Source organism: Bradyrhizobium sp. HKCCYLS3013 (genome assembly GCF_051167615.1).
GTDB lineage: Bacteria > Pseudomonadota > Alphaproteobacteria > Rhizobiales > Xanthobacteraceae > Bradyrhizobium.
In genome coordinates this window covers 153056-179860 of record NZ_JBNPTK010000009.1, presented here as the reverse complement: position 1 = coordinate 179860, position 26805 = coordinate 153056, and the positions used below count along the sequence as shown (strand labels likewise).

21 protein-coding genes are annotated in these 26805 nt (G+C 66.0%); 9 read left to right on the top strand and 12 right to left on the bottom strand.

Annotated features, from left to right (window positions below; all coding sequences use genetic code 11):
* Nucleotides 1–160: 160 nt before the first annotated feature.
* From ACQR1F_RS18095 to ACQR1F_RS18085, 3 genes are all read right to left on the bottom strand, one after another.
* Entirely contained in the window at nt 161–1255 is a 1095-nt protein-coding gene (locus ACQR1F_RS18095; protein WP_434913571.1) for a TRAP transporter substrate-binding protein, read from the bottom strand.
* Nucleotides 1256–1434: 179 nt separating this feature from the next.
* On the bottom strand, nt 1435–2565 hold the full coding sequence (locus ACQR1F_RS18090) for an Mrp/NBP35 family ATP-binding protein (protein WP_434913570.1): 1131 nt from the start codon (nt 2563–2565) through the stop codon (nt 1435–1437).
* Between the two features lie 132 nt (nt 2566–2697).
* Nucleotides 2698–3144 carry a VOC family protein gene (locus tag ACQR1F_RS18085; RefSeq protein WP_434913569.1) on the bottom strand — a complete coding sequence of 149 codons (447 nt, stop codon included), beginning with the start codon at nt 3142–3144 and terminating at the stop codon, nt 2698–2700.
* A gap of 260 nt (nt 3145–3404) precedes the next feature.
* On the opposite strand from ACQR1F_RS18085, the gene ACQR1F_RS18080 reads away from it, so the two are divergent.
* The 6 genes from ACQR1F_RS18080 (at nt 3405) to ACQR1F_RS18055 (ending at nt 10999) form a co-directional block, all read left to right on the top strand.
* Nucleotides 3405–4274, top strand: a complete 870-nt coding sequence (locus ACQR1F_RS18080) for an NAD(P)-dependent oxidoreductase (RefSeq protein WP_316180637.1) — start codon at nt 3405–3407, stop codon at nt 4272–4274.
* Nucleotides 4275–4624: 350 nt separating this feature from the next.
* The gene (locus tag ACQR1F_RS18075) at nt 4625–7018 is read left to right on the top strand and encodes a TonB-dependent receptor (protein ID WP_434913568.1); all 2394 of its coding nucleotides are present in this window, start codon (nt 4625–4627) and stop codon (nt 7016–7018) included.
* A 7-nt stretch (nt 7019–7025) separates the two neighbouring features.
* Nucleotides 7026–8456, top strand: coding sequence for a PepSY domain-containing protein (locus ACQR1F_RS18070; RefSeq protein ID WP_434913567.1), 1431 nt, complete (start codon nt 7026–7028; stop codon nt 8454–8456).
* Between the two features lie 137 nt (nt 8457–8593).
* Complete coding sequence (locus tag ACQR1F_RS18065; protein WP_316180631.1) at nt 8594–10189, top strand: sensor histidine kinase; 1596 nt, start codon at nt 8594–8596, stop codon at nt 10187–10189.
* 47 nt (nt 10190–10236) lie between these two features.
* Nucleotides 10237–10434 (top strand): DUF1289 domain-containing protein, encoded by a 198-nt coding sequence (locus tag ACQR1F_RS18060; protein WP_315803053.1) that lies wholly within the window; start codon nt 10237–10239, stop codon nt 10432–10434.
* Between the two features lie 28 nt (nt 10435–10462).
* The gene (locus ACQR1F_RS18055; RefSeq protein ID WP_315717625.1) at nt 10463–10999 is read left to right on the top strand and encodes a TIGR02281 family clan AA aspartic protease; all 537 of its coding nucleotides are present in this window, start codon (nt 10463–10465) and stop codon (nt 10997–10999) included.
* Nucleotides 11000–11074: 75 nt separating this feature from the next.
* On the opposite strand, the gene dusA is transcribed toward ACQR1F_RS18055, so the two are convergent.
* The 6 genes from dusA to ACQR1F_RS18025 all read right to left on the bottom strand — a co-directional run bounded on the left by dusA (nt 11075) and on the right by ACQR1F_RS18025 (nt 17967).
* The gene (gene dusA, locus ACQR1F_RS18050; RefSeq protein ID WP_434838962.1) at nt 11075–12094 is read right to left on the bottom strand and encodes a tRNA dihydrouridine(20/20a) synthase DusA; all 1020 of its coding nucleotides are present in this window, start codon (nt 12092–12094) and stop codon (nt 11075–11077) included.
* 295 nt (nt 12095–12389) lie between these two features.
* The gene (locus tag ACQR1F_RS18045; RefSeq protein ID WP_434913566.1) at nt 12390–14249 is read right to left on the bottom strand and encodes a TRAP transporter large permease; all 1860 of its coding nucleotides are present in this window, start codon (nt 14247–14249) and stop codon (nt 12390–12392) included.
* Nucleotides 14246–15262 (bottom strand): TRAP transporter substrate-binding protein, encoded by a 1017-nt coding sequence (locus ACQR1F_RS18040; RefSeq protein WP_434889836.1) that lies wholly within the window; start codon nt 15260–15262, stop codon nt 14246–14248. The genes ACQR1F_RS18045 and ACQR1F_RS18040 overlap by 4 nt, the downstream gene beginning before the upstream one ends.
* 78 nt (nt 15263–15340) lie before the next feature.
* Entirely contained in the window at nt 15341–16354 is a 1014-nt protein-coding gene (locus ACQR1F_RS18035; protein ID WP_434838959.1) for a transketolase family protein, read from the bottom strand.
* Nucleotides 16354–17202: a transketolase gene (locus ACQR1F_RS18030; RefSeq protein ID WP_316216201.1), complete on the bottom strand. Its 849-nt coding sequence runs from the start codon at nt 17200–17202 to the stop codon at nt 16354–16356. Before ACQR1F_RS18030 ends, ACQR1F_RS18035 begins: the two co-directional genes overlap by 1 nt.
* A 15-nt stretch (nt 17203–17217) precedes the next feature.
* The gene (locus ACQR1F_RS18025; RefSeq protein ID WP_315802997.1) at nt 17218–17967 is read right to left on the bottom strand and encodes an SDR family NAD(P)-dependent oxidoreductase; all 750 of its coding nucleotides are present in this window, start codon (nt 17965–17967) and stop codon (nt 17218–17220) included.
* 108 nt (nt 17968–18075) lie between these two features.
* Between ACQR1F_RS18025 and ACQR1F_RS18020 the strand changes: the two genes are divergently transcribed.
* From ACQR1F_RS18020 to ACQR1F_RS18010, 3 genes are all read left to right on the top strand, one after another.
* Complete coding sequence (locus ACQR1F_RS18020) at nt 18076–18978, top strand: LysR substrate-binding domain-containing protein (protein ID WP_316216200.1); 903 nt, start codon at nt 18076–18078, stop codon at nt 18976–18978.
* Between the two features lie 178 nt (nt 18979–19156).
* Entirely contained in the window at nt 19157–20632 is a 1476-nt protein-coding gene (locus ACQR1F_RS18015) for a transcriptional regulator CadC (protein WP_434913565.1), read from the top strand.
* A gap of 456 nt (nt 20633–21088) precedes the next feature.
* Nucleotides 21089–23506, top strand: coding sequence for a spermidine synthase (locus tag ACQR1F_RS18010; RefSeq protein WP_434913564.1), 2418 nt, complete (start codon nt 21089–21091; stop codon nt 23504–23506).
* Between the two features lie 4 nt (nt 23507–23510).
* Here ACQR1F_RS18010 and ACQR1F_RS18005 read toward each other — a convergent pair whose 3' ends face one another.
* From ACQR1F_RS18005 to ACQR1F_RS17995, 3 genes are all read right to left on the bottom strand, one after another.
* On the bottom strand, nt 23511–24134 hold the full coding sequence (locus ACQR1F_RS18005) for a 2OG-Fe(II) oxygenase family protein (RefSeq protein WP_315802993.1): 624 nt from the start codon (nt 24132–24134) through the stop codon (nt 23511–23513).
* 92 nt (nt 24135–24226) lie between these two features.
* Complete coding sequence (locus tag ACQR1F_RS18000; protein ID WP_315802992.1) at nt 24227–24556, bottom strand: hypothetical protein; 330 nt, start codon at nt 24554–24556, stop codon at nt 24227–24229.
* Nucleotides 24557–24677: 121 nt separating this feature from the next.
* Nucleotides 24678–26702 (bottom strand): hypothetical protein, encoded by a 2025-nt coding sequence (locus ACQR1F_RS17995; RefSeq protein ID WP_316180617.1) that lies wholly within the window; start codon nt 26700–26702, stop codon nt 24678–24680.
* Between the last annotated feature and the right edge of the window lie 103 nt (nt 26703–26805).

Genomic DNA, 26805 nt, shown 5'->3' with positions numbered 1-26805 from the left:
GGGTCATTGTGTTCGTTTCCTGAGCAGCCTTCTTTGTGAGGCTTCAGTTCCAGTGTGGATCAAAGTGCGTCGGAGTGCCATTGCGAAACGTTGCCGCAACGCAAAAGCCCGGCCTCTCGCGAGGCCGGGCTCAAGTCGATCCGCCGATTGAAGCTTACGATCAGCCGCGGGTACGCGAGCGGATCATGAAGCTGTCATAGGTGTACTCGGCGACCTGCCACCACAGATACTCGTCCGAGCGATAGGCCTGCATCGCGTCGATGACCTTCTTGAAATCGGCATTCTTGGCCGAGATCTCGCCCCACAGCTCGTTGGTCGCCTTGAGACAGGCTTCCAGCACCTCGTTAGTGAACGGGCGTAGCTGGGTGCCGCCGGCGACCAGGCGCTTCAGCGCCGCCGGGTTCACCTGGTCGTAGCGCGCGGCCATCCAGGTATTGGCGTTGACCGTCGCGTTGGCGAGGATCGACTGATAGTGCTTCGGCAGCTCGTTCCACTTGTCGAGATTGGCGAAGGCGTGGACGGTCGGACCGCCCTCCCAGAAGCCCGGATAGTAGTAGTACTTGGCGACCTTCTGGAAGCCGAGCTTCTCGTCGTCGTACGGACCGACCCACTCGGCGGCGTCGATGGTGCCCTTCTCCAGCGACGGGTAGATGTCGCCGCCCGCGAGCTGCTGCGGCACGACGCCGAGCTTCTGCAGCACCTGGCCGGCGATGCCGCCGATGCGGAACTTCAGGCCCGAGAGGTCGGCGACGGTCTTGATCTCCTTGCGGAACCAGCCGCCCATCTGGGTGCCGGTATTGCCGCAGGGGAAGCCGATCACGTTGGCGGCCTTCTTGAAGAACTCGTTGGCCAGCTCGTTGCCGCCGCCCTGATACAGCCAGGAGTTCTGCTGCCGGGCATTGAGGCCGAACGGGACCGAAGCGAAAATCGCGAAGGTCGGGTCCTTGCCGACGTAATAATACGACACCGTATGGCACATCTCGACGGTGTTCTTGGAGGTCGCGTCGAGCGCCTGCAGACCCGGAACCAGCTCACCGGCCTGGAAGACCTGGATCTGGAACTTGTTGTCGGTCATCTCGGCGACCTGCTTCGCCAGGTACTCGGCGCCGCCATAGATCGTGTCGAGCGACTTCGGGAAGCTCGAGGTCAACCGCCACTTGATTTCCGGCATCGACTGCGCGATCGCCGGCGAGGCCACCGCAGCCGTCGCCGCGGCACCGGCGGCCGAAACCTTCAGAAAATCACGACGCTTCATATTAAGGCATCTCCTTGTTGGGGGCGTTTCCCGTTGAAAAAGCATTTATCCGCCGATGCGATTGGCCGCACACGGTCGAAGGCGATCCGGGCCGGGCTTTAGCACGGAACCGGTTAAGCGAAAACGCGACGTTGGAATGACAAACAGTCCAATAGTCGCACGCGCTTCGCTGCAGTGCATCAAGCAGCGGCGATGGCGTCCTTGAGCTGGTCCCGCACCGACGCGGCGATGGCCCGGTAGATCGCGGCATGCGGACCCTTCGGCTCGCTCTCGACCACCGGGTTGCCGGCGTCCGACGTCGAGCGGATGTCCATGTGCAGCGGGATTTCGCCGAGGAACGGCACGCCGAGCCGCTCGGCCTCGTGGCGCGCGCCGCCATGACCGAAGATGTCGGACCGGGTGCCGCATTGCGGGCACTGGAAGTAGCTCATGTTCTCGATGATGCCGAGCACGGGCACGTTGACCTTGCGGAACATCGCAAGCCCGCGGCGGGCGTCGATCAGTGACAGGTCCTGCGGCGTCGAAACGATGACGGCGCCCTTCAGCGGCACGTTCTGCGCCAGCGTGAGCTGGGCGTCGCCGGTGCCGGGCGGCATGTCGACGACGAGCACATCGAGCGTGCCCCAGGCAACATCGCGCAGCATCTGGTTGATCGCCGACATCACCATCGGGCCGCGCCAGATCATCGGGCTGTCCTCATCGACGAGAAAGCCGATCGACATGATCGACAGGCCGAACCGCGACAGCGGAATCATCTTCTTGTCGTCGGTGAGTTTGGGTTTTTCCTGCAGCCCGGTCAGCCGCGGCACCGACGGGCCGTAGATGTCGGCGTCGAGCAGCCCGACCTTGAGGCCGAGATCGCGCAAGCCCAGCGCGAGATTGATCGCGGTGGTCGACTTGCCAACACCGCCCTTGCCCGAGGCCACCGCGATGACGGCCGCGATACCCGGGATCGCGGCTTGCCGGGACATCGGCGAGTCCGCCGGATGCTGGTGCTGATGCGGACGATGCGCAGAGACCGGCTGCACCCCGCCCTGTCGCGGCGGCGGGGCGGCAGCGCCCGCCTTGCGCTCCGCAGTCAGCGCGATCATCGCCATGGTCACGCCGGGAATGGCGCGCACGGCGGCTTCGGCTTGCGCCCGGGTGTCTTCCCAGGCGCGCGCCTCGCTGGCCTCGACATTGATCGAGAAGAACACCTTGCCGTCATTGGCCGTGATCGGCGACAGCACGCCGGCGTCCGGCAGCGCCACGCCACGTGGCGAGCGGACCCGCTTGAGTGCCTCGATAACCTGCTGCTGCGTCACGCTCACGGCGCGTCTCCTGAAGAAGTTCAGAACGCGCCACATCGTCGCGCCCTATCCTGTTGGCCGGACATGATCTTCCGTCGTCTGCGACGGCACCGCTCCGGCCCTGCGTTGCGCCGCTTCATAAAGCCGACCGGCTCAAAACGCCACCATGGTTCCGATGTCGGAGGCGGTCTCCACCGGCGCATCCTCGGCCTGCTCTTTCGCTGCCTCGTAATTGAGCTCGATCATCACGCCGTTGGGGTCGCGCACGAAGATCTGCCACAGCTCGCCGCCCGGCACCTGCCGCGCCTCGAACGGCATGCCCTTCTCCGCGAGCCGGGCCTTCATGCCGGCGAAGCCGCGGCTGACGAAGGCGACATGGTGAACGACGCCGGAGTCCGGCTTTTGTGCCTCTGAGGTCGGCGAGATGTCGACCAGGTGCACCACCGGGCGCCCCTCGCTGTACATCCAGGCGCCGGGAAAGGCGAAGTTCGGCCGGGCGCCGTTCTCGAGCCCGAGCACGTCCTCGTAGAAGCGCACGGTCTCCTGCAGGTTGCGGGTCCGGATGTTGAAATGATCGAGCACGCCGACGCTGACGCCCATGCGAGACACTCCCTGGCTGGTTCGTTGGTTGACTGGATTTCGTTGCCGGATGACGGCTTTGCAAGCCGTCATGACGATGCCTCTTTAGCACGGACGCGCGCATTCGCATCCGTCACGAAGCCGTTGCCCCCGCCTCGCAAGCCGTTATGGTGCGGCGTCCAGCACCGCCGCGACCCGCGCCGGATGCTGATGTGTTCCTTCCAAGAACAGCCCGGCCCTCTCAAGGCTGTCGGCAGAACCCCAAGGTCAAGGTAGCTCATATGGCTAAAGTCGCTTTCATCGGTCTCGGCGTGATGGGTTTTCCCATGGCAGGACATCTCGTGAAGAAGGGCGGTCACGAGGTCACGGTCTACAACCGCACCGCGGCCAAGGCGAAGGAATGGGCCGACAAATTCGGCGGCAAGGCAGCTCCCACGCCGAAGCAGGCCGCCGAAGGCCAGGACTTCGTGATGTGCTGCGTCGGCAACGACAACGACCTGCGCTCGGTGACGATCGGCCCGGACGGCGCCTTCGCCGGCATGGCCAAGGGCGCGACCTTCGTCGACCACACCACGGCATCGGCTGAAGTGGCACGTGAGCTCGACGCCGCAGCCACCAAGGCCGGCTTCAAATTCATCGATGCGCCGGTCTCGGGCGGCCAGGCCGGCGCCGAGAACGGCGTGCTGACGGTGATGTGCGGCGGCACCGCCGACGCCTATGCCGGTGCCGAGCCGGTGATCGCGGCCTATGCCCGGATGTGCAAGCTGCTCGGGCCGGCGGGCTCCGGCCAGCTGACCAAGATGGTCAACCAGATCTGCATCGCCGGCCTCGTGCAGGGCCTGTCCGAGGGTATCCATTTCGCGAAGAAGTCCGGCCTCGACGTTCCCGCTGTCATCGAGACCATCTCCAAGGGCGCCGCGCAGTCCTGGCAGATGGAGAACCGCTACAAGACCATGAACGACGGCAAATATGACTTTGGTTTTGCGGTGGAATGGATGCGCAAGGACCTGTCGATCTGCCTCAGCGAAGCGCGCCGCAACGGCGCCCATCTGCCGGTGACGGCGCTGGTCGACCAGTTCTATTCCGAGGTCGAGAAACTCGGCGGCAAGCGCTGGGACACGTCGAGCCTGCTGGCCCGGCTGGAGAAGTAATCCGCTCCATCGCGATCCCATCACCGTGCCGCCACTCGCTTCGGGTGGCGGCACTTTCATTTTGTGCCTTCGTGACGACCGGCCGGCTCGTCGCCGCCGGCAGCGACTTCGTTCGCCGGGATGCAGCTCGCGTCTCATCCGAGCATTGCGCACCGTCCGACTCGCTGATACCCGTTGCAATCGCCAATCGTTCGCATGTGTTGCAGTACCGAGACAGGCTCGACCAGAAGACAGAATAGGTAATGTTATAACATTACATTTCCGACATTTTGGGTTAGCTGTCGTCCCGGTCGCAAGGGGCGTTGGAGGGCGCGGAGACCGGCACGGCCGGACCGCGGTGGGGAATCGGAATGAGCGTGCGGGACATCAGGGGTTCGATTGCGCTGGCGGGCGTGGTGGCGGCGGTCTGCCCGGCGGTACCGACCGCGCATGCGCAGCAGGTGGCCACCCCCGTCGGGAGGCCGGCAGCCGACACGCTGCTGCCCGACGTTACCGTCGATGCGCCGCGCCAGCGACCGGCTGCCAGCCGTTCATCGTCGCCGATCCGAACAACCAACAGGACGGTGCGCCCCACAGCCCGAGGCGCAGCGGCGCTGTCTCCGGCAGCCGCGCCATCGCTTCAGGCTCCCGCCTCCCCGGCGGCGACGCCGCTCAACGGCAATGCGACGCCGGCAGCCGGCGGCCGGCTGGGCCTGACCGCACGCGAGCTGCCGGCAGCCATCGAGGTGGTCGGCGCCGAGACGCTGCGTGAGCAGGGCTACCACACGACCGTCGACGCGGTGAAAGGCGCCACCGGCGTCAGCGCGGGTGATGCCCCGAACGATGTCGGCTTCGCGATGCGCGGCTTCCAGGGCAACCAGGTCAACGTGCTCTACAACGGCATCAACATCGGCCCGACCGGCTTCACCGCCCTGACGATGGAGACGTTCAACCTCGACCGCGTCGAGTTTCTCAAGGGCCCCTCCTCGCTGATCTCAGGCCAGGGGGCGGTCGGCGGCACCATCAATTTCGTCACCAAGACCCCGCACAGCGGCCCAGTCGATAGCGAGGCCTTCGTCGGCTTCGACCAGCGCGGTACATTCCGCAGCGGCTTCGGCTCCGGCGGCAGCACGATGATCAAAGGCCTGGACTATCGCTTCGACATCAGCCGGACCAAGGAGGTCGGCTTCATCGACGACACCGAGTTCAAGAACGTCCATGTCTCGGGCCAGTTGAACTATCGGCTGTCCGACAGCTTCAAGACCTTCTTTGCCGCCGAGTTCAAGGACTACAAGGCCAAGCCCTATGAGGGCACGCCGCTGGTGCCGGTGGCCTATAGCGGAGCGAACGCGACCAGCGGCATCGTCTCGGGCACCAAGATCTCCGCCTACAACGGCAGCGATCTCGGCGCTGTCACGATCGACGGCCGCACGCTGTCGACCAACTACAACGTGGTCGACGGCCACAAGACCATCAAGGAATCCTGGGTCCGCAGCGGCTTCGAATGGGACCTGAACAACGACGTCACGCTGCGGAGCCAGATCTACAACTACAACGCCAGCCGCGACTGGTACAATAACGAGGTCTCGGCGTTCAACGCGAACACCAATCTGGTCGATCGCGAGCGCTTCTTCGTCCACCACAACCACAACATGGTCGGCAACGCCACCGACGTGATATGGAACGGCAGCATCTTCGGTCTCGCCAACCGGCTCGTCACCTCGGTCGAGAGCTCGCATACCGACTTCACGCGACCCGGCGCGGCCAATTTTCCCGGCGAGTCAGTCCCGCTGATCGGCTTCGATCGCGGCACCTATGGTGAGCTGAGGACACAGCTTCAGACCGCCGCGATCGACAGCGTCGCGCTCAATCTCGAAGACCGCTTGAGGCTGACCAACAGCTTCGCGCTGGTCGGAGGGCTGCGCTACAACCCGTTCACGCTCGACCGCAACTGGATCCGGAATGGCGCCGAGCGGCCCGGCTTCCCCTATTCCAAGAGCTGGCAGCCGGTCACGGGACGCATCGGCTATACCTGGGAGGCGCTGCCGGGCACGACCTTCTACAGCCAATATGCGACGGCAACCGACATCTCGGCCGACAGCATCTTCATCCTCACTCCGACGCAGAACCTGACGCTGTCGGATTCGCGCAGCTACGAGACCGGCGTCAAGCAGCTCGCGTGGAACGGCCGCGCGGAATGGACCTTCTCGGCCTTCGACATCGAGCGCAACAACGTCTACAGCGCCCAGGCCGGCCAGCAGCTCAACCTTGCCGGCAAGGTCAAATCGCAAGGCATCGAGCTGTCGGCTGCGGTGCGGCCGACGCCGGAGAGCAGGCTCTGGGGCAATTTCGCCTATGTCCGCGCCCGCTATGCCGATTATGATCTCGCCGGCGGCGGCTCGTTCTCGGGCAACACGCCGCCCAACATCCCCGCCGTCATCGTCAATGGCGGCGGCTCCTACCGCTTCCTCAATCCCGGCTGGTGGCCGGTCGAGCTCGGTTTCTCCGTCCGCCACGTGGGCGACCGCTGGAGCACCGATGCCAACACGGTGAAACTGCTCGCCTACACCACGGCCGACCTGTTCGCCTTCATCGACCTGCCGAAGGTGCCGCTGTTCGCCACCGCGACCAGCACGCGGCTCGCCTTCCGGGTCCGCAACGTCACCGACCGGCGCTACGCGGCCTGGAGCGATCCGTTCTATCCCGACCAGATCTTCCTCGGCGCGCCCCGCACCTACGAGGTCGAAGCCTCGTTCAAGTTCTGATGGCCGCATGATCCGGGCGCTGATCCTCACGCACCGCTGGCTGAGCATCCCGCTCGGTCCGCTGCTCGTGCTATGGTTCGCGACTGGGATCGTGATGCACTACGTGCCATTCCCGGCGCAGACCGAGAGCGAGCGCTTCGCCGCGCTGCCCGTGCTCGACGTCGCCATGTCGCTGCACGGTCCCGCGGAGGCCCTCGCCAAAGCTGGAATCGACCATCCAGACCACATCCGCCTGGTGCAGCGCATGGATGGCCCGGTCTATGTCATCTCGACCGCCGGCCGCAGCACGGCCATTCATGCCGACACGCTGGCCACAGCCGAGGTGAGCGCCCCCGACATCGCCCTGTCGATCGCACGCGCGGCAGCGCAGCGGCGCGGGCTCGAAGCCGACGGCGCCGCCGTTGCAGCTCTGGACGACTACGACCAATGGACGGTGCCGAACCGGTTCGACGTGCATCGTCCGTTGCACCGGATCGCGCTCAAAGATCCCGGCGGCACCGAGCTCTATGTCTCCTCGCGCACCGGCGAGGTCGTGCTCGACACGACTCGGTTCGAACGCGCCTGGAACTACGTCGGCAGCGTCGTTCATTGGATCTATCCGACCATCCTGCGCAAGGACTGGGCGGCCTGGAACGCTGCCGTGTGGTGGCTGTCGCTCGCGGCGGTCGTCGCCGCCGTGAGCGGCGCCCTGCTCGGCCCGATGCGGCTGAGATATCATGAGGCGCGGCTGTGCTCGCGCTACCGCGGCTGGCACCTGTGGCATCATTGGGCCGGCCTGATCTGCATGCAGTTCGTGCTGACGTGGATGGTCAGCGGCTGGCTGTCGATGGACCATGGCAGGCTGTTTGCGACCGGCCGTCTGACGCCGTCCGAGCAAGCCATTCTCGTCGGCGCGCCGGATTGGACCGACGCGACCGCGGGCGCGCTCGCGGCGGTGCACGGCGGGGTCCGCGAGATCGAGTGGTTCGCCTTCGGCGGCCGCCTCTATCAGCGCATCCGGCGCGCGCCGAGTCAGCAGCAGATTTCGCTGCTGGACGGCGCATCGGCACGCATCGTCGGCCGCTTCCTGCAGCCGGCCGACGTCAATGCGGCGGCGTCCCGCCTGCGCGGCGACTGCGCGCGCTCGTCCGAAGTCGAGCCGGGCGACGACTATCCGTTTGTTTCCGATGTGCCGGGCGCGCCGGTCCATCGCGTGATCTGCGGCGACACCTGGTATCAGGTCGACGCCGCCTCCGGCGCAGTGCTCGAGAAGCTCGACCCATCCCGGCGCGCCTATCGGTGGCTCTATCAGGCGCTGCACACGCTCGACTTTCCGGCCCTGCTTGCGCAGGCGGCGCTGCGCACGTTTCTCATCGTCGGCCTCTGCGCGATCGGCCTCGTCTTCAGCATCACCGGCGTGGTGATCGGCTGGCGCCGCCTGCGCATGCAGCTCCGCTGAGCCTCGCCACAATGGTTAATTTAACGCGCGGTTAACGCAAATTTTTCGTTGTCTATAATCCGTCTTAAGGATTTGGGCCCAGTTATAGACAATGCAGAAAGCAGCCCGTACCTCGCGGGCAGGATTTGTGTTGTTTGATGAGTAAACCCGCTGAAAAGCCTGAGGTCGTCGAGCTTCCGGCAGATCCGCCGGCGCTTGCACCAGCAAGCCAGCGCCGGGCCGCGCAGCAGCGGGTGCGCGAGGCGCGCGACCGGTTAACGTCGACATCGGGAACGCGTCCGGCCTTCGACCGCGAGCTGCTGCGCCAATACGCGCAGACCCGCATCTCCGCCTCCTACATCGTCGTGCTGCTGGTGGTGGCAACCGGCCTGATGCTCAGCGTGTGGCTGCATACGATCGCGGCCGGCGCCTGGACGCTCGGCGTGCTCTGCATTCATGCGGCGATCGTGCGCAACTGCTCGAACTTCCTCGCCGACCAGCCGTCGCTGGCGGCGACGCGGCGCTGGCGCACGCGCTTCGTGCTGCTCGACCTGCTCTACGGCGTGTGCTGGATGGCGATCCTGATCCATCCGGCGCTCGCGGCGGTGTCGGGCACGCTGATGATGTTCCTGATGCTGCTGGTGATCGCGGTCTCCAGCATGCTCGCCGCCAACCTGCCGATCGCAGCCGTCGCCGTCACCGCGCCGGTGACGGTCGCGATCACGCTGAGCCTCGCGCTGTCGGGCACGTTCGACAACTACCTGCTCGCCGGGTTCGCCGTCGCGGCCGAAGGCTATTTCGTGCTGCTCGCCCATCAGCTGCACGCGACGACGCTCGCCACGCTCGAAGCACGCGCCGAGAAGGACGCCCTGATCGGCGAGCTCGAGCAGGCGAAGGCGATCTCCGACGAGGCGCGATACCGTGCGGAGGCCGCCAACGTCGCGAAGTCGCGATTCCTCGCGCAGATGAGCCACGAGCTGCGAACGCCGCTGAACGCCATCCTCGGCTTTTCCGAGGTGATGAAGAGCGAGATCTTCGGCGTGCATGCGGTGCCGGTCTACAAGGAATATTCGGCCGACATCCACAATTCGGGCGTCCACCTGCTCAACCTCATCAACGAGATCCTCGATCTCTCGCGCATCGAGGCCGGCCGCTACGAGCTGAACGAGGAAGCCGTGGCGCTGGTGCACGTGATCGCCGACTGCCACCATTTGCTGAAGCTGCGCGCCACGAGCCGCGGCATCACCATTCACGAGGTGTTCGAGCAGAAGATGCCGCGGCTGTGGGCCGACGAGCGCGCGATCCGCCAGGTGGTGCTCAACCTGCTGTCCAACGCCATCAAGTTCACGCCGCAGGGCGGCGACATCTGGCTGAAGGCCGGCTGGACGGCCTCGGGCGGACAATATCTCAGCGTCAAGGACACCGGCTCGGGCATCCCCGAGAACGAGATTCCGATCGTGCTCGCCTCGTTCGGCCAGGGCTCCAACTCGATCAAGTCGGCCGAACAGGGCGCAGGATTAGGTCTGCCCATCGCCAAGAACCTGATCGAGATGCATGGCGGCACGTTCACGCTGAAATCGAAGGTCCGCATCGGCACCGAGGTGATCGTCACCTTCCCGCCGGAGCGGGTGATGTCGGCGCTCGCTCCGCTGTCGGACGAGGCACCGCCATTGCAGCCGGAACACGCGATCGCCCCCGCTCAGGAGAAGCGTCGGGTCCGCAAGCCGATCATGAATGCCGGAACGGGACTGTGAGATGATTGCACTTGCACGACAGTGGCAGAACCTTTCAAACTCGCGCCATGAGCCAGGAGACGCCCTGCATCGCCGTCTGCATGATCGACCCGAAGACGAAGCTCTGCTTCGGCTGCGGACGCACGCTGCCGGAGATCGCCCGCTGGGGCCGCATGTCGACCGACGAGCGGCTGGCGCTGATGGACGGGCTGCCGTCCCGCATGCACGACGCCGGCCTGCCCGCGCTGGCGCGTCGGCGCGACTGAGCGCCTCGGTGCCGACGGGAGGCGCGGCATGAACAAGGTCGTGCTCGTTTTCGTCACCATGGTGCTCACCGCGGGCGCCGTGATCGTCTACAAGGACCCCGAGCAGGCAGCACTCGCAAGCGACACCGTGTCGGAGGTTCTGCGCAGCCGCGCGCTCCGCGCCAAGGCGAGCCCTCCGACCAACGCGGTCGAGATCGAGCGCACCAGAGGCGGCGAGTTCGCATTGCGCGCCAAGATCAACGGCGTCACCGCGCCGATGGTGGTCGACACCGGCGCCACATCGGTGGTGCTGACCTACGAGACCGCCAAGGCCGCAGGCCTGCCGCTCGAACTGCTCGCCTACGACGTCGACGTCGAAACTGCCGGTGGCCATACCAAGGCGGCGCGGCTGACGTTGGACCGGCTCGCGATCGGCAAACTGGTGGAGCGCTCGGTGCCGGCGCTGGTGGTGCCGCACGGCCAGATGAAGACCAACCTGCTCGGCATGAGCTTCCTCGACCGGCTGGAGCGCTGGGAAGTGCGCTCCGACCGGCTGATGCTGCACGGCTTTCCCGACCGCAGCTGAGGAGCTGGGCCTCGTCGCAGCCAGCAGAGAGATCGCGCGCCAGGCCGTCGCCGAACTGCCGCTGGCCTGAGCCGCTCAGGCCAGCGCAGCAACCGCTGGGCGCTCCTCGACCATCGCGACCGCCTCGCGCAGTACCTCGATGCCGGCGTCTGGCTTGACGCCACGCTCGGCGAGATGGCGGCGGAATGCGCGTGCGCCTGGCACCGCGTGATAGGCGCCGACGAGATGCCGCGTGATCGCGTGCAGCCGCGCGCCCTGCCCGAGCTGGCGCACGATGTAGGGCTCGAGCGCCGCCAACGCATCCTTCATGGTCCGATGCGGCGCGACCTCGCCGAACAGGACGGGATCGACATCGAGCAGCCGCCACGGCTCCTGATAGGCCGCTCGCCCAAGCATCACGCCATCGACATGCGCGAGATGACCTTGCGCAGCTTCGATGCTGCCGATGCCGCCATTGATGATGACGGGCACGTGCGGCAGCCTCGCCTTCAACCGGTACACCCTGTCGTAGTCGAGCGGCGGAACGTCACGGTTCTCCTTTGGCGACAAGCCGTTCAGCCACGCCTTGCGCGCGTGCACGATCAACGCGTCGGCGCCGCTATCGACGACCGCGTCCGCCAGCGCATCGAGCGCGACCTCCGGATCCTGATCGTCGATGCCGATGCGGCACTTCACGGTGACGGGAATGCGAACGGCGTGCTTCATCGCGGCGACGCAGGCGGCCACGAGCGCGGGCTCGGCCATCAAACAGGCGCCGAAGCGGCCGTCCTTCACCCGGTCCGACGGACAGCCGACATTGAGGTTGATCTCATCGTAGCCGAAATCCTCGCCGATCCTGGCCGACGTCGCGAGATCGCCGGGGTCGGAGCCGCCGAGCTGCAGCGCCACCGGATGCTCGCTGGCATCGAAGCCGAGCAGCCGCTGCCGGTCGCCATGAATGACGGCGCCGGTCGTGACCATCTCGGTATAGAGCAACGCCCGGCGCGACAGCAGCCGATGGAACACCCGGCAGTGCCGATCGGTCCAGTCCATCATGGGGGCGACGGAAAAACGCCAAGCGTTTGATTTTGCAATTTTATTTGAGATATCAGTCATTCAGAAGTCGCGCCGGAAGCATCCCATCAGCGTCCATTTACGCCGATTTCCGCTGATTTCGACCCATTTTTGGTCTCCCGGTAAAACAATGTTGTACCGGAGATCGATCAGGCAGCCGTCGATTGGTGCCGCTGCGGGAGATCCATTGCCGCCCAGCAGAGCGTGGATCTCGCCGGAACGAATCCGCAGGTTGGCGCCGCGCAGGACGTGGGTGCACCGAAGCTCTTTTCAATGTCCTGGGCCTCGAGCTCGCGACTGGCATCTCGGTCCTCACGTTTTCAGCCGACCCGGGGGGTCAGAGAAAGCCGATCGACAGCCACGGCACGAAGGCAACCAGCAGCAGGCCGAGCACGAGCGCGCCGAGATAGGGCCAGATGCGGGTCAGTCCGGCGTTGGGATGGATCTGTCCGATCGAGCACGCCGCGTAGTACCCAAGGCCGAAGGGCGGCGCGAACAGGCCGATGCCCATCGCGAGGATGATCACCATCGCGTAGTGCACCTCGTGCACGCCGAGCAGCTTGGCCGCCGGAAACAGCAGCGGGCCGAACAGCACCATGGCCGGCAGGCCTTCGAGGATGCTGCCGAGCAGGATGAACACGGCGATCGAGATCAGCAGGAAGCCGTATTTGCCACCGGGCACCGAAACCATCATCGCCGCGAGCGCATGCGAGAAGTTCGACTGCGTCAGCGCCCAGGCCATCGCGGTGGCCGCACCGATGATGAACAGGATCGCCCCGGACAAAGCGGCAGTATGCACCAGCGCCGGATAGAGCCTGCGCCAGTCGAAGCGGCGATAGACGAGCAGTCCGACCAGGATCGTGTAGGCGATGCCGACGGTCGAGACTTCGGTCGCGGTGGCGACGCCCTCGGTGACCGCGGTGCGGATCAGCACCGGCAGCAGCAGTGCCGGCAGCGCCGTGATGAGCGCCGAGCGAATGGTGGCCCAGGTCGGCCGCGGTCGGATCACGCCCTCCGGCTCGACCATGCGGCGCTTGGCGACCACCGCCAGCGCGGTGGCCAGCACCAGGCCGGGCAGGATGCCGCCGGTGAACAAGGCCGAAATCGAGACGCCGGCGACGGAGCCGATAATGATCAGCACGATCGAGGGCGGAATGGTCTCGGCCATCGCGCCCGAGGCTGCGAGCAGCGACACCAGCTCGCCGTCATGAATGCCGCGGCGCTTCATGTCCGGAAACAGCACCGGCGCGACCGCCGCCATGTCGGCCGTCTTGGCGCCGGAAATGCCCGAGACCAGCAGGATCGCGCCGAGCAGCACGTAGGACAGGCCGCCTCTGACATGGCCAACCAGCGACACCAGGAAGCCGACCATCGCTGCCGCCATGCCGGTCATGACGATGAGATGGCCGAGCAGAATGAACAAGGGAATCGCGAGCAAAACGAGGGATGAGACGCCCTCGTCAATGCGGCTGGTGACGACTTCGAGCGGCGCCGAGGTGACCGTGAGGAGATAAGCCACCGTGGCGAGCCCGAAGCAGAATGCGATCGGGACGCCGGCGAGCACGGCCGCGCCGAGCAGGATCGCGAAGAAGACGATCAGATTCCAGTTGCCGAGCGCCTTGAGCGCCGGCGCCGCGCCCCACAACACGAGCGCCGTGGCCGCCAGGATCACCAGCGTGATCGCGATGTCGCGCGAGCCGTGGCGCGCCATGCGCAGCAGGGCGGTGGCCAGCATGAGGCCGATGCCGACCGGCACCGCGCCGGCCCGCACGCTGTCGGGCAGGCCGAGCGCCGGCGTCTCCGCGAACGCCTGTCCGCTCGCATAGTCGATCGCAGGATGCAGCAGGATCGCCAGGAACAGCGCCGGCGCCATCAGCGCCGCGCTCTCCAGCACCGCGCGGGTGCGCGGTGCGACGCGGTCGATCAGCGCGGTCATCCGCATGTGCTCGCCGCGGCTGAGCGCGAGCACGGCGCCCAGCATCGCGAGCCAGAGAAAGGTGATCGACGCGAGCTCGTCAGCCCAGGTCAGCGGCCGGTTGAAGGCGAAGCGCGCCGTCACACCGGTGAAGAGGATTCCGACTTCCGCGACCAGCGCGACGATCGCGGGAATCTCGATCAGCTTCGTCAGCGCCCGCTCGAGGCTTTCGACGACGCCGTGCTTCGTGGAGGCTGCCAGAGACGCGTCGACCGAGTTCATCCGAGCTCTCCCACATTCGACTGCAGGATCTTCCAGGCCTCCTCGCCGAACTTGCCGCGCCAGTCCTTGTAGAAGCTGCTCTTGCCGAGCGCGCCACGGAATGCCTCCTTGTCGACATCCACGAAGGTGAAGCCCTTGGCGGCGAGATCGGCGCGCAGGCTCTGGCTGAGCGCGGCAATGTCGGATCGCTCGTCATCCGCCGACTTGTTGAATTCCTTCGTGACCAGCGTCTGCAGGTCGGACGGCAGTTTGCCGAAGGCAGCGCGGTTGCCAAGAATCCAGTAGGCATCCCAGACGTGGCTGGTCAGCGAGCAGTATTTCTGGACCTCGTAGAGCTTGGCGGTGGCGATGATCGGCAGCGGGTTCTCCTGGCCCTCGACCACCTTGGTCTGCAGCGACGTATAGACCTCATTGAAGTTGATCGGTGTCGGACCGGCACCGAGCGCCTGAAACAGGCTGGTCAGGATCGGCGCCGCCGGCACGCGGATCTTGAAGCTCTTGAGATCGTCCGGCGTCTTGATCTCGCGGGTCGAGGACGTGACCTGGCGAAATCCGTTGTCCCAGGGCTTGGAGAGCGCGATGACGCCGGTCTTCTCGATGTCCTTGCGGATGTGATCACCAAGGCTGCCGTCCATCGCCTTCCAGACCTGGTCGTAGGACGTGAAGGCGAAGCCGGTGTTGACGATGCCGGCGAGCGGCACGCGGGTGGCAAGCACGGAGCTCGCGATGTTGATCGCATCGACGGCGCCGACGCGGACCTGCGAGATCAGATCGGTGTCGGAGCCGAGCTGGTTGGCCGGGTAGAGATTGATATCGAGCCGGCCGCCGCTCGCCTCCTTGATGCGATCGGCCGCCTGCTGCGCCCGCTTGTTGACCGGATGCGACGGATCCTGTCCGGTCGCGAGCTTCATCGTGAACTCCGCTGCCTTGGCGAATCGCCCGGTGAACGGCAGCACCGCAGCCCCCACCATTGCTCCTGCCATGAATCGCCGACGCGTCATTGCCTTGCGCATTCCCGTCCCTCCAGTATGAAATTGTTGTTATGGTCCGGCGCGTCCGCGCGCCGGCGGGTCATGTCAGCGGCTGGTCCGCTATTTGAGCCAGCCCTTGACCTGCTTGACGACTTCCGACAACGAGATGCCGTAGCGATCGTGCAAGGTCGGCAGCGCGCCGGCGTCGAGGAATTCGTCGGGCAAGCCGATCTGCCGGAACGGTACGTGCACGCCTGCGCGCATCAGCACCCCGGCGACCGCCTCCCCCAGTCCGCCGATCACCGTATGGTTCTCGGCGACGACGACGAGACGGCCGGAGCGGCCGGATTCGCGCACGATGGTCTCGGCATCGAGCGGCTTGATCGTCGGCACGTGCAGCACGCCGACGTCGACGCGATCATCGGACAGCGCCTTGGCGGCCTCGAGCGCGCGCATCGTCATCAGCCCGGACGAGATCATCAGCACGTCCCGGCCGTCGCGCAGCAGCTTGGCCTTGCCGAGCTCGAATGTGTAGTCGTACTCGTCGAGCACCAGCGGCACCTGACCGCGCAGCAGCCGCATGTAGACCGGGCCTTGATGGGCGGCCATCGCCGGCACGACCTGCTCGATCTCATGCGCATCGCAGGGGTCGATCACCGTCAAGTTCGGCATCGCGCGCATCAGCGCGAGATCCTCGGCCGCCTGGTGGCTCGGGCCGTAGCCGGAGGTCAGGCCGGGCAGCGCGCAGGCGATCTTCACGTTGCGATCTTCCTCGGCGATGGTCTGGTGGATGAAGTCGTAGGCGCGGCGCGAGGCGAACACGGCATAGGTCGTGGTGAACGGCATGAAGCCTTCGGCCGCCATGCCGGATGCGGCGCCGAATAGCAGCTGCTCGGCCATGCCCATCTGGTAGGTGCGCTCGGGGAATTCCTTCGCGAAGATGTGCAGGTCGGTGTACTTGCCGAGATCGGCGGTCATGCCGACCACCTCCGGCCGGCTGCGCGCCAGCGCGACCAGCGCGTGGCCGAACGGCGCCGGCCTGGTGCGCTGGCCCTCGGAAGCGATCGAGGCGATCATCGCCGAGGTCGTCAGGCGCGGCTTGCTCAGATCCGGTGCGGGTCTCGTCGATTTCATCACGGCCTCCCGGCGTCGAGTGCGGCAATCGCGAGCTGCCACTCGTGCGGCTCGACGCGAATGAAGTGGTTCTTCTCGCGCTGTTCGAGGAAGGGCACGCCCTTGCCCATCAGCGTGTCCGCCACGATCATGCGCGGCTTCGGCGCCGCGTGGGTCTTGGCGGCATCGAAGGCGGCGACCACGGCGTCGAGGTCGTTGCCGTCGACGCGCTGCACGAACCAGCCGAACGCTTCCAGCCGATCCACCAAAGGCTCGAAGCCCATGACCTGGGTCGAAGGGCCATCGGCCTGCTGATTGTTGACGTCGACGATGCCGATGAGGTTGTCGAGCTTGTGGTGGCTGGCGGACGAGATCGCCTCCCACACCGAGCCCTCGTCGAGCTCGCCGTCGGAGAACAGCGTGTAGACGCGAGAGCTCGACGTCTTGCGCTTCAGTCCGAGGCCCATGCCGACGGCGATGCTGAGGCCGAGGCCGAGCGAGCCGCCCGACATCTCCATGCCCGGCGTGTAGGACGCCATGCCGGACATCGGCAACCGGCTGTCGTCGCTGCCATAGGTTTCCAGCTCGGCCTCGGGAACGATGCCGGCCTCGATCAGCGCGGCGTACAGGGCGATCGCATAGTGTCCGTTCGACAGCAGGAAACGGTCGCGCTCCTCCCAGTTGGGATCCTCGGGCCGGTAGCGCATGGCGTGGAAGTAGGCGACTGCCAGCACGTCGGAGATGTCGAGAGCCTGGGCGATGTAGCCCTGCCCTTGCACCTCGCCCATGCGAAGCGCGTTGCGCCGGATGTCGTAGGCGCGCTGCGCCAATGTCGGCGCGTTGGCGAGCCGGCTGGTTGCGGTGTCCATCTCTTGAGACCTTGGTTAGTGGATCAGCATGCCGCCATTGACGTCGATGACCGCGCCCGTGACATAGGCGGAGAGGTCCGACGCCAGAAAGGTGTAGATGCCGGCGACGTCGTCGGCGGTGCCGAGCCGGTTGAGCGGAATGCCCTCGAGGATCTTGGCCTTCATCTCGTCGGTCAGCTTGCCGGCCGTGATGTCGGTGCCGATCAAGCCCGGCGTGACGCAGTTGACGCGAATGCCGTCGATGCCGAATTCGCGCGCCATCGCCTTGGCGAGACCGAGAACGCCGGCCTTGGCCGCGGAATAATGCGGCCCGCCGAAGATGCCGCCGCCGCGCTGCGCCGAAACCGACGACATGCAGGCGATAGAGCCCTGCTTGCGCGCGCGCATGTGGGGGATCACCGCTTGCGACAGGAACAGCACGCCCTTGAGATTGACGTCCTGGATGCGATCCCAGTCGTTGGGCGTGATGTCGAGCAGCTTGACCGGCTGGGTGATGCCGGCGTTGTTGATGAGGATGTCGATGACGCCGAATGTGGCGATGACTTGCGCGACGGCGTCGTTGCAGGAGTTGTTGTCGGCGACGTTGCAGCCGATCCCGAGATGCTGGTGGCCGAGCGTGGCCGCCGCGTCGGCGGCCGCCGCCGCATCGAGGTCGAGGATGGCGACGCGCGCCCCTTCGGCGGCGAACCGTCGCGCAGTGGCCAGCCCAATACCGCGCCTGGAAGCTGCGCCCGAGATGATCGCCGTCTTGCCGCTGAGCAGCATCCTTGGTCCTCCCAAAGTGTCGTTGTGTTGGGCTTGACCATGGCGGGCCTGACCGGCGGGGACAAACGCGCAGTTGTCACGGATAGATGAATCTGGTTCACTCATCCGATGCTATCCAACGTCCCGATTTCGTCAATCAAAGCGTTTGAGGCCGCTGCACGGACTGGCTCGTTTCGCGATGCAGCGAATGAGCTTCACCTGACCCCGAGCGCAGTCAGCCACGCCATCCGCAAGCTGGAGACGACCCTGCGCACGGTGCTGTTCGAGCGCACCGCCCGCTCGGTGCGGCTGACACCTGCCGGCGAGAACCTGATGCGCCATGCCGGCGCCGCCTTCGACCAGTTGCGCCGCGGCCTGGAGGAGGTCGCCGCGCGCGGTCCCCAATTGGTCCGCGTCCATTCGGCGCCGAGCTTCGCTGCGCAGTGGCTGACGCCGCGATTGGCGCGATTTCTCGCCGCCCACCCCAAGCTCGAGGTGCGGCTTGCGGCGAACACCGACTATGCGCGATTCAAGAACGACGATTTCGACATCGATATCGTCTATGGCCAGCCGCATGCGGAAGGTGTCGAAATCGTTCCGCTGGCCGAGGAAACGGTGACGCCGCTCTGCTCGCCGGCACTGGCGGCCACGATCAAGCGGCCTGCCGACCTGCTGGAACGAACGCTGATCCGCTCCGATGTCAAGCAGATCCAGTGGCATCAATGGTTCGCCGCCAACGGTCTCGAGCCTCCCGCTCTTCATGGCATGCGCTTCGACCGCAGCTTCCTGGCGCTTGCGACCGCGACCGAAGGTCTCGGCGTTGCCCTTGAATCCACCCTGCTGGCCGAGCGTGAGCTGGCATCCGGCCGGCTGGTGGCGCCGCTAGCCGGCCGCGCGACCGACGTCCGCTACGTCGGCCATCGCCTGGTATTTCCCCGCAATGCTCACCAACGCACGGCTGTCCGCGCCTTTGCCGACTGGATCACATCCGAGCTCAGTCCGGAACGCGGAGGGCGACGATCGTTCGATTGATCTCGCGCCGTCCCTGCTTTCTTTCGACCGAGCTCGCTGATTGGGGCTCTCGGAACGCATTGCGTCCCGAGGCTGAAACGCTCACCTTGAGGCAGGCCAAGCAGCCCAGGTTGATCTTTCAGATCATTACTCGGCCGTCGTTTGATCAACTGTTCGGGCAGCGTGTCCTGCGCGGCCAATGGGGGGATACGTCTTTACCGCGGACATCGCGTCGGAGGCAGAGATCAAGGTCTCTTCGCCCGAGGTGGACCTTCCCTCCCCCGCCCCGACCACCGTGCTCGACGTCGCCGCCGCCTCCGCCGCTGAGGCGACGACCGGGCCGGCGAGATCGTCATGGTTGTCGGCCCTCGGCGGACGCATGGCGATCACGGCCGCCGCAGCGCTTTGCGCCATCGTCGGGCTTGCGGCGGCTGCGCCGCTGTTGAGATCGAACCTGATCTTCAAGCGTTCGCCCCCTGTGGTCGCGGTGATGGCGATGGCCGACGCGAGCGGTGATCCGCTTGGCGCGCTGATGGCAACGGAGATCGCGGGACGCCTGACCGACGGGCTCGCCAGGATCAACACCATCAGCGTGATCGCGCCGCGATCGACGGCACCGCAGCCGGAGCTGGCTGCGTCGCTGGCTGCGCCGCCGGATTTCGAGATCCGCGGTGAGCTGCAGCGCAGCGGACCGTCATGGACATTGCGTGCCCGCTTGATCCAGACCACCTCCGGCAAGGTTGAAGCGGTCGCAGCCGTCTCCGTCGACGCCGATGAACGCGATCCGCTGCTGCAACAGACGCGTCTCGCCGCGGGCGTGGGCGACGTGCTGGCACGCCGTCTCAACGAGCTCATCGAAACCGGAACGTCTTCCGCGGACGGCGGCGTCACGGCCGGCGGCGCCCGCGCCGCCATCGAGCAGGCGACCGCGTCGATCAACAGCGTGACGCAAGAGCGCTTCAGCATGGCGCAGACGATGTTGCAGAATGCGCTCGCCGACCAGCCCGACAATGTCGACGCGGCGGTTGCGCTTGCGGCGCTGCAGATGCGCGGCATCCAGATGGTCTGGTACAGTCCGGCTGCCGCCGCGGCGGCCGAGGCTCAGGCGGCCGCGAACCTGGAGCGCGCCCTGCGCGCCAAGCCGAACTCGATCGCGGTGCTCGAGACCTATTGCCGCTTCCTCAGCGCAACCAATCATTTCGTCGAAAGCCTGGTCATCTGCGCCAGAACGCTAAGTCTCGATCCATGGGACGGCCTCGCGCTGTATCTGGTCGGCCTCGGGCAGCTCAATCTCGGCCGCTTCGAGGATGCGCTGGCGACCTTCCAGCAGGCCGACCGCTATGACACGCCGGCGGTCTCACGCTGGACATGGCTCCTGGGCGTCGGGTGGGCGCACATGATGATGGATCGCGCGGAGGAAGCCCTGCCGTGGCTGCAGCGCTCGATCGCCATCACGGCCGCGTCCGGGCGTCCTTATATGCTGCTGGCGGCCGCCTATCAGAGGGCCGGACAGATCGATGAAGCGAGAGCCGCGATCCAGAAGGGACTGAAGCTGCGGCCCGGCACGACCGCGCTCAACGTTGCGCCGCCGATGAAGAACACCAGTCCGGTGTATCGCGAGGCCGCGGCCAGGATCGTTCAGCTCATGGTCGACGCGGGCCTGCCGGCCCAATAGGGCGACCAGCCCGATCCACGATCCGCACGCGTGGCAGTCTCACCAAAAATCATTGCCCCTGGAATCGTTCAGACGACGCTAGTGCTCCCGCGGCCTCTGTCAAACCACCGTCACGAAACACGAACACAAGGAAACGATCTCGACCTTGGCGGCCCGTGCCGCCGAGCTTGATCCAGCGCTCGGACCAGTACTCCGCACGGCGCGCTGCATCCGAAGACCGATCACGGGAATTGCAGGTACCAAACCTTGACCGAGGCACGCCACGCAGACCCGCGCGACAATGATCTGGTCGCGGAGAAGCAAGGTGCCAGGTCATCCGGCGTCGATCTCGTCGCCCGCCAGAGCACGGCCCGGCTGGGGGCGCTGAAGCTGCTGATTGCGGCATCCGGCCTCGCCGGGCTCGGCTATGAGATCGTTTGGACGCGCCAGCTCGCCCTCGCCCTGGGCACGGAGATGATGGCCGTGCTCGGCGCCATCGCCGGATTTTTTGCTGGGCTCGCGGTGGGCGCCTTCGTCCTCGATGGCCGGATCCGCCGCGTCGCCAATCCGCACCGGCTCTATGCCGTCCTCGAAGCGGTCATCGGCCTGTGGGGGCTATGTGCGATCTGGTTGCTTCCGGCGAGCGCGCGCGCCCTGGCGCCGCTGCTCGGCACGGCTCCCTCCCCCCTCCTGTTGTGGAGCGCGAGCTTCCTGCTGCCGACGCTGGTGCTGTTGCCGGCCACGGTGGCAATGGGCGGCACGCTGACCGCGCTGGAACGCATGACGTCCGCAGCGCACGGCACGCGGTCCGTCAGCGCCGGCGTCTATGGCGCGAACACCGCCGGCGCCGTCGCCGGCACGCTGCTGTCCACCTTCGTGCTGATCCCCGCGCTTGGATTGTCGACGACGCTGCTTTGCCTGGCAGCCGTCAACGCGGCCTGCGCGCTCGCAGCGCTTCGCCTCGGCCGAGCCGTGCAGGCCGACGCTCGCGCGCGTGACGATAGCAGGCATGCTGTCACCGGCCTCCGCCTGACGGCAACTCTGTTCGTCACCGGCCTGCTCGGGATCGTGTTCGAAGTGCTGGTCGTGCGCCTGGCCGCGCAGATGATGCAGGATACGGTCTATAGCTTCGCCTGTCTGCTCGCGGCCTATCTGCTGGGCACCGCGATCGGCGGCATGATCTGGCAGCGTTTGGGGCCCACGGTTGCACGCGGCAGAACCGTTCTGATCAGCCTCACCGCACTCGTTGGCCTCGGCACGGCGATCATGACGCCCTTGCTTGGCGGCTTCGCCGATAGCGCGGCGAGCCTCGGCGTCGCCGGCGAGCTCGGCATCGCGCTGGCGCTGCTGCTACTGCCCGCGATGGCGATGGGTGCCTTGTTCGGCCAGCTCATGCAGGAGGTCCGTGACGGCCGGGGATCGGTCGGCTGGGCCGTCGGCATCAACAGCGTCGGCGCAGCCATTGCACCGCTGGCCGCAGCACAGCTGCTGATTCCCGCTTTCGGTATCTGGAGGGCATTGATCCTCGTTGCCGTCGGATATCTGCTGTTGCTGCAGCCGCAACGCGTCGTGCTGCGGTGGGCCGCGGCGCCCGCTCTGCTTGCGCTCGCGCTGTTGTGCCTTCCCGCCCCCCTGCTCATCAAGGTCCCGCCGGGCGGCAAGCTTCTCGCCGTGCGCGAGGGACCGATGGCGACGGCAAGCGTCGTCGACGACGCCTCGGGGGCACGCTATCTCGAAGTGAACGGCCACTTCCGCATGGGCGGTACCAGCTCTGTGCGGTCCGATTTCCGCCAGGCCATGCTGCCGCTGCTCTTGCATCCGGCGCCGCGCAGCGCGCTCTTCCTCGGTGTCGGCACCGGCGCGACCGTGCTCGGCGCAGCGCAGATGCCGGATCTCGACGTGCGCGCGGTCGAACTCTCCTCCGAGGTCGTCGCGCTGCTGTCCTGGTTCGACAACCCCGCGGCCGAGAAGGAAAGACCGCCGATCGCCGTTGCCGACGCCCGGCGCTTCATCGTCGCCGACGACGGACGCTACGACGTGATCGTGGCCGACCTGTTCCACCCGGCGCTGGATGGCAGCGGCGCGCTGTACACGGTCGAACATTTCGCGGCCGTCAAGCGGAGGCTGGCGGCCGAGGGCGTGTTCTGCCAGTGGCTGCCGCTCTATCAGCTCGATGCACCGTCGCTGCGGGCGATCATCAGAAGCTTTCTCGCGGTCTTCCCACACGGGTCAGCCTGGCTGAACCATTACAGCGTGCGCACGCCGATGCTGGCCCTGATCGGATCAGCGGCCCCGGACCCGATCGATCCCGAGCTCCTCGCCGCACGGTTTTCCGACCGGAAGCTTCACCCGATCATTCAACCGCTCGGCTTCGATCAGCCGATCGACCTTCTCGGCCAGTATGTCGCCGGCGCGAAAGCACTCGCGAGCTTCGCCGGTCCGGGACCGCACAACACCGACGATTTCCCGTTCGTCACGTTCGACGCGCGCAGCAACGTCCACGCTCTGTCCGCGGCCCCATGGCAGTTGCTGCTGACGGTCCTCAATCAGACAAAGACGGACGCGGGCGAACTGCTGGGCGACTCGAAGCGTGGAAGCTGGGAGCAGCGGCTCGGCGCTTATTGGCAGGCTCGCAACCGATTCATCCAGGCCGGCGCGGCGCTGACCGGCGAACCGCGCGGACCGGCGCTCATTGCAGCCGCCGCGCCCGGCCTCCTGGATTCCATTCGCGCCAGCGCCGAGTTCGAGCCGGCCTATGCGCCGCTGATGAGCATGGTGAAAGCGCTGCTCGGATCGGATCGCGCGGCTGCAGAACGCCTGCTTCGGGCGATCGATGCCGCCGCGCCGTCGCGACACGAGGCGCGCGACCTGCGGTCGCGCGAGTTCGAACGATAGCGCGTCAGGACGCGAAGCTGACGCGGTAGCCCCAGCAATCCAGATGATCAGGAATCGCGTTGAAGGCGATCGTGATGCGCTGGTCGCCCTGATTGCGCGGCACCTCATGGTAGAGATAGCTCGGGAACAGCACGAGATCGCCGGGCTCCGCCTCGGGCAGCACATATTTGCCGGCATTGAACGGGCCGACGGCGGCACTGCGGGTATGGTGGCGGAACGAGAAGTCGCTGCCGCCCGGCGGCCGCACGAACACGGTGCGGCTACCAGGATGCGACGGCGTCAGATAGAAGATGCCGGAGATGAAGCTGTTGGCGTGGGCGTGCAGGGTCTGGTTGCCGCCGGTCTCCAGCATGTTCGTCCACATCTCCTTGACCGTCCAGCGCAGCTTCTCGCCGAACAGCAGCTCGCCGAAATCGACCAGCTTGGGCACCGCGAGCTCGGCGATGGTCTGAAACAGATTGTTGGCGCGGGGATCGGCGACCTCGGTGTGGAACAGCTGTCCGGATCGCAGATTGTTCTCGATCTTCGAATTGCGGATGGCAGCCACCGCCGCGTCCTTGAGCTCGACGCTCAACAGCCCGGGCGAACGCAACAACGGTATCGGAAAAAGAGCTTCGATCTGGTCCATGTCTCAAGGCCTTGCATGCGCCGCAACAGGACCGACAAATTGCCGACTTGCATGACAGCCGGATGACGAGAGGCGAGACGCGGTGCCGCCCGTCAGCGCGTCGGCATTTCGTCGGCACGAAGAATATTGAGCCGCTCGCCGGGCTTCAGGCTGTGGGGCCGGTCGCGTACTTCCAGCACGGCCCGCTCGGCCTTCTCGACGCAGTCATCGAACTCGCCATTGCCGGCCTCGACCAGCGCCTGCTGAATGTCCCGCTCGGCGAAATAGCGCGACACGTCGTCCGCCGGCAAGGTCGCCGCCTGTGCGCGTGCCTCGGCCACCGCGGCATCGCATGCCTCCTGCGTCGGTTCCTCGTCATGCGCCGATGCGACAACGGTCGTGAGAGCCAGGATGGCGAGAATCACAGCGGACAAGCGAGGCATCACGTCGAGGAACCCCAGGGCAAAGCAGGTTGCAAAGACGAAGCGCCGGTTCGCAAACCGGCGCTCCGAGGAAGCTGGATCCGGCGGGACGCTATCGTCCCGCCGGATCGACGCCGATCAATCAGTCGCGGTTGAAGGCCCAGCGACCCCAGTGGCCCCAATGGCCCCAATGATCCCAGTCGTGCCAGTGGTGATGATCGTGAGCCAGCTTGCGTGCCAGCTCCTTGTTCTTCTCGACCAGCAGTTCGGGCGCACCGTACGGACGGACGAAGATCGGGTTCGCATAGAACCAGACGTTCGACCAGGCCTGCACGTCGTTGGTCACCTTCTTCACGCCGCCGACCGTGCCGAGGTGCGACGGACATGCCGGATCCGTGCAGCTGACGGTGGCGTTGTTGGCATCGAGCAGCGGATTGCCGGCGCTGTCGGACACGTTCGGCGTGGCCGGCGGGATGTTGGTGCCGCGGGCGCGGATGTAGAAGGGAGTCTTGCCCGCGATGAAGGTGGTCCTGAAGCTGAGCCGGACCGAACCGTCGCGCAGCTTGCGGCTCTGCATCTTGGTCGCCTGGATCTGCTTCGCGATCTTGGCCGAGGGGTTGTAGACGATGGCCGCACCGGCGACGCCGCTCGCATTGGCCACGGCATAGCCCGGGGCGCCCGGCGCGATCGGGCCGGTGATGTCACCGGTGATCAGATCGACGTGGTCGAGCGAGGGCTTGTTCAACGGCTGCTTGATGCCGACCGGCAGCAGCAGCGGATTGTTGAAGCTGTACGGGCTGTTGTTGGACGCCGGAACGGTCATCTCCATCTCGAGCGTGACCTTCTCGCCGGGACGCACGACCAGCGTCTCGCCCATCGTCTTCCAGTCGTAGTCCCATTCACCCTTCGCACGAAACTCCATGTCGGAGTCGATGATGTCGGCGTTGACCGAATAGGAGTTGCCCGAGCGCATGCCGTCGATGATGGACTGCTGGGAGAAGCGCCGCTCGTTCGGCACGTACAGCCTGGTGTACTCGCCGGGGATGAAGTCCGCCGTCGTACCCGGATCGCGCGCGCCATAGACGCCGCGGCTGTGCCAGTCCGAACTCTGGAACAGGAAGAAGTTGCGGCCTTCGCCGAGCAGACCGTCCCAGAGCCCGCCAACCTTGGCGGTGTAGACGCCCTGCATGCCGTAGGTGCCGCCGCCGACCGCGCCCGAGCCATAGGAGCCCGAGCCGCCGTTCACGCCGCCCTCGGCCATGTGACCCGGGGCTTCGATACCGAACGCGACCGTCGGGCCGGCATTGTTGAAGTCACGGAAGTGCTCGATGTTGTAGCCGGCCGAGCCGTTCGGGTTGAACGGTCCCTGCCGCTCGGTATGGGTCGGCACCGCGTAGGATTGCAGCGGATGGTTCGCCTGCAGCCAGGCGATGCCGGCAACGGCCTTCTGGTGACCGGCCGTGCCGGAATTGTTGACATTGTCCTTGCCGGCCCAGACCGGGTTGTTGCTGGCATCGACCGGACCGATCGCGTCAGTGTCCCCGCGGTCGAAACGATATTCGAACTCGGCCATCTTGTCGGCATTGCCGTAGCCACGCGGGTTCTGGCCGGCGATCACGGCGACGTCGCCATGCTCGTGACCGGGCAGGATCCACTCGAGGCCTTCGACCAGCACCTTGTTGTAGGTCGCGGTGCGATTGACGATGGTCGGATACTCGACTTCCTTGATCGACTGCCAGCGCCACATCTTGGCGTTGGTGTCGGTGCCGTTCGGCGTGCCCTTCAGGCTGGTGATCGTGATGCCGTCGATGGTCTTGCCGAGCGTCTGGCTCCAATACGTCGTGGTGTTGTCGCCCGGGATGTTGGCGCTCGCATCGCTGAAGCGGCAATCGCGGTTGCCCGAACCGCCGTGGTTTCCCAGGGTGAACCAGTCGAGATCGAAATTATTGCCGCCAGCAGCCGCGGTGCCCTTGCCGACCGAGCGATCGATCGCATAGCCGGCTGCGACCGAGCCGTCGGTGCAGGTGTTGTGGTTGTGCATGTCGCCCGCGACATACGGATTGTTCTTGCTCGTTTCCCCCCAACGTTCCCCGGCGTCGGCGCTTTGTGACAGAGCCAGCGAGACCGAGGCCGCTGTCAGCAGGATTTTCTTGGTAGATGGAACCATTATCGTCGCCCCTAAAGAATTCGATCGATCTCCAAACCGAGATGACAACGCGACCGATGCGCCGTCGTCATTCGCGGCGCGACCAAACCAAAACTCGGAGACA